11 protein-coding genes are annotated in these 13269 nt (G+C 29.2%); all 11 read left to right on the plus strand.

Annotation, left to right across the window (positions count from 1 at the left end; genetic code table 11):
* The first annotated feature begins 379 nt into the window (after positions 1 to 379).
* Positions 380 to 1408, plus strand: coding sequence for a LacI family DNA-binding transcriptional regulator (locus ACH36K_RS03475; protein ID WP_411169572.1), 1029 nt, complete (start codon positions 380 to 382; stop codon positions 1406 to 1408).
* Positions 1409 to 1459: 51 nt separating this feature from the next.
* Entirely contained in the window at positions 1460 to 2779 is a 1320-nt protein-coding gene (locus ACH36K_RS03480) for a glycoside hydrolase family 30 protein (RefSeq protein WP_411169573.1), read from the plus strand.
* A 90-nt stretch (positions 2780 to 2869) separates the two neighbouring features.
* The gene (locus tag ACH36K_RS03485; RefSeq protein ID WP_411169574.1) at positions 2870 to 4153 is read left to right on the plus strand and encodes an ABC transporter substrate-binding protein; all 1284 of its coding nucleotides are present in this window, start codon (positions 2870 to 2872) and stop codon (positions 4151 to 4153) included.
* 147 nt (positions 4154 to 4300) lie between these two features.
* Positions 4301 to 5263, plus strand: coding sequence for a carbohydrate ABC transporter permease (locus ACH36K_RS03490; protein ID WP_411169575.1), 963 nt, complete (start codon positions 4301 to 4303; stop codon positions 5261 to 5263).
* Complete coding sequence (locus ACH36K_RS03495) at positions 5263 to 6111, plus strand: carbohydrate ABC transporter permease (protein WP_411169576.1); 849 nt, start codon at positions 5263 to 5265, stop codon at positions 6109 to 6111. Before ACH36K_RS03490 ends, ACH36K_RS03495 begins: the two co-directional genes overlap by 1 nt.
* A 19-nt stretch (positions 6112 to 6130) precedes the next feature.
* Entirely contained in the window at positions 6131 to 8407 is a 2277-nt protein-coding gene (locus tag ACH36K_RS03500) for a glycoside hydrolase (protein ID WP_411169577.1), read from the plus strand.
* A 130-nt stretch (positions 8408 to 8537) separates the two neighbouring features.
* The gene (locus tag ACH36K_RS03505) at positions 8538 to 10580 is read left to right on the plus strand and encodes a beta-galactosidase (protein ID WP_411169578.1); all 2043 of its coding nucleotides are present in this window, start codon (positions 8538 to 8540) and stop codon (positions 10578 to 10580) included.
* A 143-nt stretch (positions 10581 to 10723) separates the two neighbouring features.
* Positions 10724 to 11152: an Rrf2 family transcriptional regulator gene (locus ACH36K_RS03510; protein ID WP_411169579.1), complete on the plus strand. Its 429-nt coding sequence runs from the start codon at positions 10724 to 10726 to the stop codon at positions 11150 to 11152.
* Positions 11153 to 11285: 133 nt separating this feature from the next.
* Positions 11286 to 11909 (plus strand): DsbA family protein, encoded by a 624-nt coding sequence (locus ACH36K_RS03515; protein ID WP_411169580.1) that lies wholly within the window; start codon positions 11286 to 11288, stop codon positions 11907 to 11909.
* 66 nt (positions 11910 to 11975) lie between these two features.
* The gene (gene ygiD / locus ACH36K_RS03520) at positions 11976 to 12752 is read left to right on the plus strand and encodes a 4,5-DOPA dioxygenase extradiol (protein WP_411169581.1); all 777 of its coding nucleotides are present in this window, start codon (positions 11976 to 11978) and stop codon (positions 12750 to 12752) included.
* A 71-nt stretch (positions 12753 to 12823) separates the two neighbouring features.
* Complete coding sequence (locus ACH36K_RS03525) at positions 12824 to 13243, plus strand: hypothetical protein (RefSeq protein WP_322412729.1); 420 nt, start codon at positions 12824 to 12826, stop codon at positions 13241 to 13243.
* Positions 13244 to 13269: the final 26 nt, after the last annotated feature.

Raw genomic sequence — 13269 nt, forward strand, 5'->3', positions numbered from 1 at the left:
AAAAACAAAAAATATAGAATTAAACTGTAATCATTTTCAATTAATGGAAAGATACTATAAATATATAAGGCATATGAACAAATAAAAGTAACGGGTTACATTTATAAAAGCGATGAATTATACCTATAAAAGTAACGGGTTACATTTATAAAAGCAATAAATTATACTTATGAAAGTAACAGGTTACACTTATAAAAGCAATGAATTATACTTGTAAAAGTAACGGGTTACATTATAAAAACAATGAATTATACTCATAAAAGTAACGGGTTACATTCATGAAAGCAATAGATTATAATTACTAAAGTAATGAATTACACTTATAAAAGTAATGAGTTACAAATTGAGGAATAATTGCAGAAAAAATTTAGGAGGAAATATGAAAAGTAAAAATATAACAATATATGATGTAGCAAGAGAATGCAATTTATCAGTTGCAACTGTTTCAAGAGTAATTAATAATAATGGAAAGGTAAAGGAGAGCAATAAAAAGAAGGTTTTAAGTAAAATTAAAGAATTAAATTACCAACCTAATTCTCTTGCTATAAGTTTATATAAAAAAGATACAAGCACTATTGGAGTAATATTACCAGATATAACAAGTCCATTTTTTTCAAGAATATTTATTGAAATTGAGAAGAGGGCAATAGAAGAAGGTCTAGTAACCTTTTTATGTAATTCTATGAATAATTATAAAAATGAAGAATTATATCTTAAAACATTATCTCAAAAGCAAGTAAAGGCGATTGTTTTAATAGGAGGAATAATAAATAAAACAACTTCAAATAAAAAAAATCGGGAGTTAATTGAAGGTATAATAAAGCATACACCTATAATTATGGTAAATGGATATGTAGAAGGTATAGATTGTAGCATAGTAAGCACTGATGAAAGAAGTGGAATATTTGCTTTAGTAGATCATCTTTATGAATCAGGGCATACAAAAATTGGAGTTGTAGGTGGTATTAGAGGCATAAGTTCAACAGACTTAAAAATTGAATATTTTAAAGAAGCTTTAAAAGAAAAAAATTTAAAATATAATAAATCATGGACAATTCCTTGTGGATTTTCAGTGAATGAAGGAAAGCTAGGTATGGAAAAACTTCTAGAAAATAATAAAAGACCAACAGCTGTAATATGTATAAATGACTTAATTGCTTTAGGCGCAATTACTTATTGTCAGGATAATAATATAAATGTTCCGAATGATATTTCAATTGCAGGGTTTGATGACACATATATGTGTGAATTGATAAACCCTAAGTTGACTACTGTCAATCAAAATTATGAGGAAATGGGAAATGCTATCATGGATATAATAAAAGATAATAATTTTATTAAATGTGATTATCATAAAAAAATTGATGTTAAGTTAGTAAAAAGAAATTCTATTAAACAAATAAAATAACTTAAAAATAAAATTTACAAAGTTCTTAGTAATGTTAGGGGAGAGAGAGAAATGGTGAAAGTAAGTATATTACCTAGTGATAAATATCAAACAATGGAGGGATTTGGGGTTTCGGGTGCTTGGTGGTCACAGATTATTGGTGGATGGAGCGATGAAAACAGAAAAAAAATTATTGAATTGCTATTTCACAAAGATAAAGGTATAGGAATGGCTATTTATAGATACAACATTGGAGCTGGGAATGGGGAAGAGATAAAAGATAGATGGAGAAGAACAGAATCTTTTAAAGTAGAAGATGGTTCGTATAATTGGGAAAAAGATAAAAATGCTTTAAAGGTTTTAGATGAAATAAATAAAATTGGTGTCAATAGAATAGTGGCGTTTGCAAATAGCCCAGTGGCATCAATGACAAAATCAGGATATGTATCAGGTAACATAGATGGTACATCTAACTTAAAAGATGAGTGCTATAAAGAATTTTCGGAATATTTAATCAATGTTTGTGAGTATTTAACTAAAGAAAGAAATATACCAATAGAGTGGATAAGCCCTATTAATGAGCCGCATTGGGATTGGAAGAAAATAAAAGGTCAAGAAGGATGTCATTATTCTACTTCTGAATGTGTAAAACTTATAAAAATATTAAGCAAAAAAATAAAAGAGAGTAATAGTGGTTTGAAAATTGCCGCTATTGAGGCTGGACATTGGCAGGGAGCAGAAGAATATATTAAAGATATATTTGATGATGAGGAGTTAAAGGAAGAATTAAAGGAATTTCATGTCCACTCATATTTTTCAACAACTGAGGACAAGGAAAAGGCCACAGAATTTATAAAGAGAAATTATCCAGATATAAAACTTCATATGAGTGAGTGGACTGAAATGCAGGATGGTAGAGATTATGGAATGGACTCAGCCCTAAAATTAGCTAATGAAATATATGAAGATCTCACCATTCCACAGGTTGTATCCTGGCAATATTGGATAGCTGTATCAAAATATAATTATAGAGATGGATTAATTTATACAAATGAAGGAACAGAAGATATTGAAGAAACAAAGAGATTATGGGTAATGGGGAATTATAGTAAATTTGTAAAAAAAGGTGATTGCAGAATACGTTGTGAAAGTAGTAGTGATGAAATAATGACTTTAGCTTTTATTACAGATAAAGGATACAAGCTAGTTATTATTAATAATGCGGACTGTAATGAAGAAATTAATTTGAAGTTTAATGAGGAAAACAAATATAAAAATTTAATTATATACGAGACGAGTAATAGAAATAATTTAGAGAATATTTACCATGGAGAATATTGTGATAAATTTGTTGTGCCTGGAAAAAGTGTTACTACGGTAATAATTAATTAATTTTAAGATAAATAAATAAAATCAGCTTAACAGAATAATTAAAAAGTTTAAAATTTAAAATTAAAATAAATTTAAAGGGTAGGGAGAGTTATGAAAAAGAAAATTTTATCAATTCTATTATGTTCAGTATTTACTGTTGGATTATTAACAGGTTGCGGTGCTAAGGATAAAAAAAATAGTGAAGCAAAAGAAAATGTTGAGTTAACAATGACTATGTGGGGGAGTGAAGAAGATCAAAAAATTTATCAAGAGAGATTAGATGCAGCAAAAGAACTATATCCTGAAATCTCAGTTAATTTGGTATATATACCAAAGGAGTATAATCAAAAATTACAAACAATGATAGCAGGTAATACAGCACCAGATATAATGGAGCTTTCAGATGAAATACATGTATATTCAAGCAAAAATCAATTAGTTCCACTAAATGATTACTTAAATAAAGATGGCATAAATCTAGAAGAGCGTTTTGGAACTACTTATGAACAATATACTAGAGATGGAAAAACTTATGCATTACCAGATAGAGGTGGTAATATGTTAGTTTATTACAATAAAGATTTATTTGATGCAGCAGGTGTTAAATATCCAACTGCTGATTGGACTTGGGATGATATGTTAAATGCAGCACAAAAACTTACAATTAAAGAAGGGGATAAAGTTAAACAATATGGTTTCGCAGCAGGTGCATGGTGGCCATGGTGGATGAGTTTTATGTATCAAAATGGAGGAAAAATTCTAGATGATAATGGTAAGCCAATAGTAAATAGCAAGGAAAATATTGAAGCATTACAGTTCTATAATGATTTAGTATATAAATATAAGGTAGCCCCATCACCTAGTGACTTTGCAAACTTAGGAGACGTTAAGCCAGACCAATTATTTGCTCAAGGAAAAGCTGCTTTTGTAATAACAGGTTTCTGGAATGTCAATTCATTAAGCAAGGTAGAAGCATTAAATTGGGATATAGCTCCATTATGGAAGAATAAAGTAAGTGCAACAGCCTCATTTGGTTCTGGACTAGCGATTTCTAGTAAATCTAAACATCCAGAAGAAGCTTATAAAGTAATTGAATATTTAACAAGTGAAAAAGGTCAAATGCCAATAGTGACAAATAAAGAAGATGCACCTGCTAACTTACAAGTTTTAAATAGTGATGAATTTAGTAAGGCAGAATGGAGTAAAAATCCTATTAATATTCAAGCATGTAAAGATTCAGCTGAAATGGCTTTTAATACACCACTTTCTGAACACTGGAATGAAATGCTAAAGGTATTTGAAGACGGACTAGCAGAATACTTTAATGGAACAGAACAAAGTGCAGAAAAAGTATTAAATAATATTCAAGTACAATTAGAGGAAATGTTTAAATAATAATCTTAAAATTATATATGACAAATAAAATATATAATTTTACACTTTAAGTGGAGTATAAAGCTCCACTTAAAGTGTAAAAAATGGTTAGGATTATCTTAAAAAATATAAAATAATTTAGAAAAATACTTAAATAGGAGAAAAGGTATGGAGGGTAATATTATTGTAGAGGAAAGTAAGCTTAAAAATAAATATAAGAAAAAAATTAGGAGAAAGCGTACTAACAGAGAAAAAAAAGAAGAAAAATGGTTTTATATTTTTGTATCACCATGGATTTTAGGTTTTTTATTTTTAACTTTGGGACCTATAATAGCATCATTAGCTATTAGTTTAACTGATTGGGACTTATTTACAAAACCTAATTTTGTGGGATTGGATAATTATATAAAATTATTAACACAGGATAAGATATTTAGACAAGTTATATATAATACATTTTATTATGCTATTATTTCTGTTGTATTAAATATGGCATTTTCATTATTATTAGCATATTTGCTAAGCATAAAGCTAAGAGGAATAAAGTTTTTCAGGACTATATTCTATTTGCCAGCAGTAGTTCCTATTGTAGTTTCATCAATGGTATTTAAATGGATATTAGCACCAGATACAGGGCTTTTAAATAAATTTTTATCTATATTCGGAGTGAATGGTCCGGCATGGCTATTAGATCCTAAATGGGTAAAACTATCATTTGTGTTTTTAGCAGTTTGGGGTGTTGGTATTAATATGGTTTTAATACTTTCTGCTATGCAAGGTGTTTCAAATGATTTATATGAATCAGCTAGCTTAGATGGAGCAGGAGAATTTAGAAAGTTTATGAGTATTACAGTACCTATGATAAGTCCAGTTATTTTCTTTAACTTAATAATGGGAATAATAAAAGGACTTCAAGCATTTTCGGAAATTTATATTATGACTGCAGGAGGGCCAAATAACGCTAGTAATATGATGGTACCATATTTATTTGATAATGCATTTAAGTTTTATAAGATGGGATATGCATCAAGTATTTCATGGATTTTGTTTATTATAATTATAGTTTTTTCATTAATTGTATACAAGTCATCTGATTTATGGGTATATTACGAAAGTGAGGTAAAAGAGTAATGAATACAAAAATTTCTTTACTAAGAAGAATCATATTATATATGGTGTTATGTGTAATAGGAATGGTATTAGTAACTCCTTTTATTTATATGATATCAATATCATTATCTACACCAGAAACTACGACAAAAATGGCTTTTACATTAATACCCAAAGAGTTCAATTGGCAAAACTATTTTGATGTGCTTACTAATGAAAGAATACTTAAATATTTGTTAAATAGTATTATTCTTGTTGTATTTTGTGTTATTGGGCAAGTTTTTGCAAGTTCCTTCGTAGCCTATGGATTTGCTAGAATAAGAGCAAGAGGGAAAAATATATTATTTATTATTCTTTTAGCTACAATGATGATACCTTCACAAATAACAATGATACCTCAGTTTATAATATTTAGTAAATTAGGGTGGATAAATACACTTCTTCCGATAATAATACCAAATTTATTCGGTGGAGCTTTTAATATATTTTTAATTAGACAGTTCATAACTGGCATACCGGTTGCTTATGATGAGGCGGCACAACTTGAAGGGTTAGGGTACTTTGGTATATACAGAAAGATAATGTTGCCATTACTTAGGCCGATTTTAGTTACTGTAGCAATATTTACATTTAATTATAACTGGGGGGCTTTTATGGAACCTTTGATATATATAAATGATATTGAAAAAATGCCTTTGGCATTAGGAGTACAAGTTATGAGTGCTACATATAATGCTGGTGCAACACCAGAATGGAATATAGTTATGGTAGCATCATTATTGTTAACAATACCAATGGTAGCAGTTTATTTCTTAGGGCAAAAGTATATTTATCAAACAAACATAGTAGGTAATAGCTCATTAAAATAATTATATATGGAGGATATTTATGAAATCTGTAGTAAGTTTAGTGACATCTATTGCGTTGATGACTTCAATATTGGTTAGCAATTTTGGAGTATCTGTAAAAGCGGATTCTAAATCAATTGATCAAGGGACTCGCGTTTATATTGATCCTAAAATTAATTACCAAACAATAGAGGGATGGGGAACTTCGCTAGCATGGTGGGCAAATGTACTAGGAAATTGGAAGGATCAATCAAAAATTGATGAAGTTACAAAGAAGTTATTTAGTCAAAGTGAAGGGTTGGGATTAAATGCTGTTAGATACAATATTGGAGCAGGTGGAACATTGACCCCATCATTAGGTAAACAACCAAGGATAGGAGCATCGATTGAGAGTTATCAGCCATCAGCAGGAGTGTGGGATTGGAATGCAGACAAAGGACAAAGGTTAATACTTCAGAAATCAAAAGAACTTGGAGTGGATTTCTATGAAGCTTTTTCAAATTCACCACCTTATTGGATGACAAAAAGTGGTTCTCCAGCAGGAAACTGGAATGGAAGTAATAACTTAAAAGATGATATGTATGACGATTTCGCTAATTATTTAACTGAAGTAATAAAGTATTTTAAAGATAATTTTGGGATTGAATTTGATACGGTAGCTGCGTTAAATGAACCCAATTCTATTTGGTGGACTAGCTACAATAATCAAGAAGGATGTCATTTCGATAGAGATAAACAAAATCTTGTTATAAAAGAATTAGGAAGACAGTTACAAGAAGCTGGGTTAAATACAACAATAAGTGCACCAGAAGAATATAACATTAATGATACAATAGCATCATATCTTTCATATGAACAACAATCTAAGGATTATATAACTTCTATTCATACACATACTTATGCGGGAGATAAAAGAAAAGAGTTAAAAGAACTTGCAGCAAATCAAAACAAGAGTCTTTGGAATTCAGAGGTATCTTTAGGAGGAAGTTCAGGACACAATCATAATGATATGACTAGCGCAATTGAACAAGCAAATAAAATAAGAACAGATATAGTAGATATGGGAACAACAACTTGGTGTTATTGGCAGGCTGTAGAAGATGAAGCGGGTGGACATAATCACGGGCTAATACATGCAAATTTTCAAGGAGAAGAGGAGTATTATATAACTAAACAGTATTACAGCATGGCTAATTATGCTAAATTTGTTAAACCAGGGTTTAAAGTAATTGAGTCAAACAATTCCAAAACTCTAGCAGCCTATAATGAATCTACTGATGAATTAGTTTTAGTAGTTACTAATGATAGTAATAGTAATATTCCATATAACTTTGATTTATCTGAATTTTCTGGAGGAGAGAAAATAGCAAAGTCTTATAGAACTTCAGATAATGAAAATTTAGCTCAATTAGAAGATATTAATATTACAAGTGATAGTCTATATGTTGATTCTAAGGCAAATTCAATAACAACTTATATTATTTCCAATATTTCATATAAAGAGAGAGAAAATATTGCATTAGGTAAAAATGCGTATACAGATAATGAAGAGATATCTAAAGGAAATGTAGTGAAAAATATAAATGATGGTAATGGTATTACAAGATGGGGTGCTAATGATGGTAATAAAAATCATTGGGTAACCATTGACTTAATGGAAACATATGATATAAATTCTACAGAAATTATATGGGAAGAAAAGGACAAGCAATATAAATATAAAATAGAGGTTTCTAGTGATAATACAAATTGGATAGAGGTAGTGAATAATTTAAGTGATTATAATAAAATTCAGTCTGATAGATTTAATACGATTAAAGCAAGATATGTAAAATTAACAATACTAGAACCGCCAGCGAAATATTGGGCTAGCATAAATGAGCTTAGAGTATTTAAAGATGATAATCTACCATATACAATTTTATTAAATGATAATAAAAAAGGTAGTGGAATAAATGAATTCAACTATTCTAATGGGTGGAGTTATTATAATGAGCAACAAGGTGCCTATATGAAAGATAATCACTATACTAGCACTAAAGAAAACACTGTATCATTTAAGTTTAATGGGAATAGAGTACAGATATATGGAGCAAAGGATTCAGGTATGGGGATTGCATCAATAATGATTGATGGATTAGATAAAGGCATAATAGATTACTATAATCCTAGTAGGTTAGATGGAGCTTTAATTTTTGATAGTGGGGAATTGTTAAACGGTGAACATGAAGTAGTAATTAAATGCTTAGGAGAAAGGAAGCAAAGTTATTTTGATAATTATATTACATTAGATTATGTAAAAGTATATTCAAATTAGTGTATTTTAAAAATTTATTAATAGACTATCTTTAATATTTTAAAGATAGTCTATTAAAATGATAAGTCTATATGTAATTAATATGAATTTAGATATAAGTATTTTTAAGGACGATTAGGGAGGGATATAAGTGATTAGGAAAAAAGTACCATTTTTATTTTATGGTGGCGATTATAATCCAGATCAATGGACTGAAGAAATTTGGGACGAAGATATAAGGATTTTAAAAAAAATGAAGATGAATATAGTTACATTACCTGTGTTTTCTTGGGCAAAATTACAACCAAATGAAGATACCTTTGATTTTAAATGGTTAGATGAAATAATTGACAGATTATATAAGAACGGAATTAGTGTAGTAATGGCAACGCCGACAGCTGCACAACCAGCCTGGGCATCAAAAAAGTATAAAGATATATTGCCTGTAGATACTTATGGGAATAAAAGACATCATGGAGGTAGAAGCAATTTCTGTCCAAACAGCTCAGATTATAGAAGGTTATCAAGTATTATAGCAAGTAAGATGGCAGAGCATTATAAGGAAAATAAAGCTATAGTATTATGGCATATAAATAATGAATATGGAACATATTGCTATTGTGAAAATTGTAGGAAAGCATTTATATTATGGCTTAAAGAAAAGTACAAAACTTTAGAAAATTTAAATGATAAATGGAACACTACTTTCTGGAGTCATACTTATTATGAATGGGATGAAATAGAAGTTCCATCGGCTTTAAGTGAAATATTACCAGGCAGATTAGCAGGTCGAGATGGTACTAATTTTCAAGGAATGGCAATAGATTATAAAAGATTTATGTCAAATAGTATTCTAGGTTGTTTTATTAATGAAAAAGAAGCAATAAGAGAACATATGCCTGATACACCTGTTACAACAAACATATGGGGAATTTCAACAAATATTAATTTGTTTGAATGGGCTAAGCACTATGATATAGCTTCGTGGGATAATTATCCATCTAATTTAGACAAGCCGAGTGATGTAGCTTTTAGGCATAGCGTTGTAAGAGGATTAAAGAAGCAACCATTTTTAATTATGGAACAAACGCCAAATCAACAAAACTGGCAAGATTATAATGCTTTAAAAAGACCAGGTGTTATGAGATTATTAAGTTACCAAGGTATTGCACAAGGCAGTGATGGTGTAATGTTCTTTCAGATAAGGCAATCAAGAGGTGCTTGTGAAAAATACCATGCAGCCATTATACCACATGTTGGGAATGAAAATACAAGAATTGGTAGAGAGTTAATGGAGCTAGGGAATGAGCTTAATAGCTTAAGTGATATAATTATTGGTTCAAATATAGAATCAAAGGTTGCAATAATTATGGATTGGGATAATTGGTGGGCAGTAGAGTACTCTAGTGGTCCAAGCGTAGATTTAAAATACTTAGAACAAATTCAAAAGTACTACGGAATATTACATGGATTAAATACTCCTGTAGATATAGTGCAACCAGATAGCGATTTATCAGAGTATAAAATAGTAATTGCGCCAATATTATATATGGTTTCAGAAAAAAACAAAAAAAATATAGAAAGTTTTGTAAGAGATGGAGGCACTTTTATAACAACGTTCTTTAGTGGAATAGTTGATGAAAATGATTTGGTAATATTAGGTGGATATCCAGGCGCTTTCAGAGATTTACTAGGTATATGGGTTGAAGAAACAGATGCGTTATATCCTGATATGCAAAATTATATAAAGGTAAACACTAAAATTAAAGGATTTGAAAATTTAGATGGAAGTTATAAATGTAATTTAATTTGTGATGTTGTTCATTTAGAAGGAGCAAAAGAAATAGCTACTTATGAAACAGACTTCTATAAAAATACTCCAGTGATAACAGAAAATGATTTTGGTAATGGTAAAGCTATTTATTTGGCTTCAAATATTGAAGACAATTTTATTAAAATGTTAATGAAAAAATATTTAAAAGAAAATAATATTAATGGTATTTTAGAAGGAATAATGGATTTAGAAATAACTAAAAGAACGAAGGATGGGGTAGAATATATATTTATACTAAATCATAAAGATGTAGATGTAGAAATAGATTTAGGTGAAAGGAAATATATAGAATTAATAACTAAAAAGTCATTAGAGGGAAGAATGAAAATTAAAGCAAAAGATGTATGGATACTGAAATAAAATATAAAAATTAAGAAGGTACAATTAATGAAGGGGCTGTCGCACTAATTATTTAGTGTGACAGCCCCATTTTTTTGATTGTAAATAATATATTGACATTTAATTTGGTTGTAACTATAATAGTTACAACGGGAGGGATTATTATGAAAATAAGTAGCAGATTTTCTGTAGCTGTTCATATACTATCAGTAATATCTATGGAAAAAGATAGATTATGTACTTCAGAATGGATTTCTGAAAGCGTAAATACTAATCCAGTAATTATTAGAAGAGTTACGGGTATGTTAAAAAAAGCTGGTATAGTTAGTGTAAATCAGGGAAGTGGAGGAGCATATCTTTTAAAAGATATAGAAGAAATTTCTTTATTAGATGTATATAGAGCAGTTGATGTTGTTGAAGAAGGTCAGCTTTTTCAAATGCATGAAAATCCTAATCCTAAGTGTCCAATCGGTGCTAATATTCAGCTTGTATTAGAAGTTATACTTTTTAAAGCTCAAGATGCCATGGAAAATGTTTTAAAAGGCGTCACTATGAAAGATATAGTTGAAGGACTAATTAAAAAGATGGAATAAATATATTCTATTTTTTTATAGTAGTTGTAACTTCTGTAGTTACAACGAAATTGTTTAAGAGATTATATAAAGAATATTCAAAGTTTATAGTTACTATTTAAAAATTATTTGAATTTAGGAGGAATAAGTAAATATGAAGAAAAAAATATATTATATTATGGATACAATGTGTGGTTGGTGTTATGGTTTTAGTAACGTAATAACTGAAATACAAGAAAAATACAATGATAAATATGATTTTGTAATTTTACCAGGAGGAATGTGGATAGACGAAAATGTTAAGGTTATTAATGATGATTTAGGAAATTATATAAAGAGTCATAATATAAATATAGAGCGATTAACAGGAAGAAAGTTCGGAGAAGGATTTAACAAAAATGTGTTAGGTAATAAAAATATAGTTTTAGATAGTTTACCTGGAGCAAAGGCTTTAGTTTTAGCACAAAAGCTAAAGAAGGATACTGCATTTGACTTTCTTAAAAAGCTTCAAGAAGCGTTTTTTGTTGATGGAAAAGATCCTAACAACTTAGAAACTTACACTACAATAGCAGAAGAGTCTGGAATAGATAAAGATGAGTTTGAAAAGAAGTTTTTATCAGAGGAGCTGATAAATGAAACTTACTCAGTTTTTAATATGGTAGCTTCAATGGGAGCAATGAGTTTCCCAACTGTTATTATGGTAGAAGGTAATAAAGGAACAATAATAGCACAAGGTTACAGTAGCTTTGAAGAATTAGACAAAATACTATCTATATAGATGATAAATAAAAGATGATCTAACTTAGATCTCATTAATAAAATTATAAATAAGGAGGAAAATAATATGAGTAAGAAAATGCCCGTTCTATTTCTTTCACATGGAAGCCCTATGAATGTAATATTAGATAATGATTATACAGAAGCATTAAAAGTATTAGGAAAGAGTTTAGAAGTACCAAAGGCAATAATGATAATTTCAGCACATTGGAAGACAAGAGGAACTTATTTAACCTACAGTAATAAACCAAAGCAAATCTATGATTTTTATGGATTCCCAGATGAATTATATAATATAAAATATAATCCTGATGGAGGCAAAGAGTATGCTGAGTTAGTTGCTAAAGAATTAGCTGATAATAAAGCAATGCTTACAGATGAATGGGGATTGGACCATGCTGCATGGGGGATATTAAAATATATGTATCCTAATGCTAATATACCAACATTTGAAATAAGCATAAATGGATTATTAAATGAAGAACAACATTATGAAATAGGAAAGAAATTATCAAAATTTAGAGATATGGGAATTCTTATAATAGCTAGTGGAAATATAGTTCATAACTTAAGAGAAATGAATTATGATATGTATTCAGAACCTTTTGATTGGGCTATAAAGTTTGACAATGATATTGCAGAAGCAATTAAAAATAGAGATCATAAGAGCTTGATAGACTATAAAAAAAATGGAGTCGAAGCTGAATTATCAGTTCCAACAGATGAACACTATTTACCATTACTATATATAGCAGGATTACAAGAAGAAAATGATAAAGTAGAGTTTATTCATGAAAGTATACAACATGGTTCTATGTCTATGAGGTGCATAAAGATAGGTTAACAATAAGTTTATTTTCTACACAATTAAAGTGTGATATAATACATATAACAAAAACAAAGGAGGATGGGGATATGTTTTTAAATGAACTTAATAAAGAGATAGGAACAGCATATATCAACTTACTTATAGAATTTGCTTTAGTTGATGATAAAATAGAGAAACAGGAAAGAGAGTTAATTGAGAGAGCTTTAAAAGAAATGAGCCTAGAAGACTTTGAGTTAGAAGAGGTTACACATGAAGAAACTATACAAACTTTAAAAAATGCTGGTGAGAGAATAATAAATATAGTATTTTTTGAGTTAACTAGAGTTGCATTAGCAGATGCAGAATATGAAATGTCAGAAGTTAGATTTTTAGATAGCTTAGCAGAAGAACTTAACATCTCAAGAGTTAAGAGATTCCAAATGGCAGAATATTTTTATAAGCATTCAGAATACGATGAAGAAAATCAAGAAGCAGTTAGATTAGAAGCACAAGCATTTTTGAAGTAAAAAGGAGGCATAGCCCCTTTTTATTT

The sequence above is a fragment of the Clostridium sp. MB05 genome (genome assembly GCF_046581255.1).
Lineage (GTDB): Bacteria > Bacillota > Clostridia > Clostridiales > Clostridiaceae > Clostridium.

Bases quoted from the DNA above. Each gene is read 5' to 3' on its own strand.
- ACH36K_RS03475 (WP_411169572.1), top strand. From the start codon at position 380: ATGAAAAGTAAAAATATAACAATATATGATGTAGCAAGAGAATGCAAT.
- ACH36K_RS03480 (WP_411169573.1), top strand. From the start codon at position 1,460: ATGGTGAAAGTAAGTATATTACCTAGTGATAAATATCAAACAATGGAG.
- ACH36K_RS03485 (WP_411169574.1), top strand. From the start codon at position 2,870: ATGAAAAAGAAAATTTTATCAATTCTATTATGTTCAGTATTTACTGTT.
- ACH36K_RS03490 (WP_411169575.1), top strand. From the start codon at position 4,301: ATGGAGGGTAATATTATTGTAGAGGAAAGTAAGCTTAAAAATAAATAT.
- ACH36K_RS03495 (WP_411169576.1), top strand. From the start codon at position 5,263: ATGAATACAAAAATTTCTTTACTAAGAAGAATCATATTATATATGGTG.
- ACH36K_RS03500 (WP_411169577.1), top strand. From the start codon at position 6,131: ATGAAATCTGTAGTAAGTTTAGTGACATCTATTGCGTTGATGACTTCA.
- ACH36K_RS03510 (WP_411169579.1), top strand. From the start codon at position 10,724: ATGAAAATAAGTAGCAGATTTTCTGTAGCTGTTCATATACTATCAGTA.
- ACH36K_RS03515 (WP_411169580.1), top strand. From the start codon at position 11,286: ATGAAGAAAAAAATATATTATATTATGGATACAATGTGTGGTTGGTGT.
- ygiD (WP_411169581.1), top strand. From the start codon at position 11,976: ATGAGTAAGAAAATGCCCGTTCTATTTCTTTCACATGGAAGCCCTATG.
- ACH36K_RS03525 (WP_322412729.1), top strand. From the start codon at position 12,824: ATGTTTTTAAATGAACTTAATAAAGAGATAGGAACAGCATATATCAAC.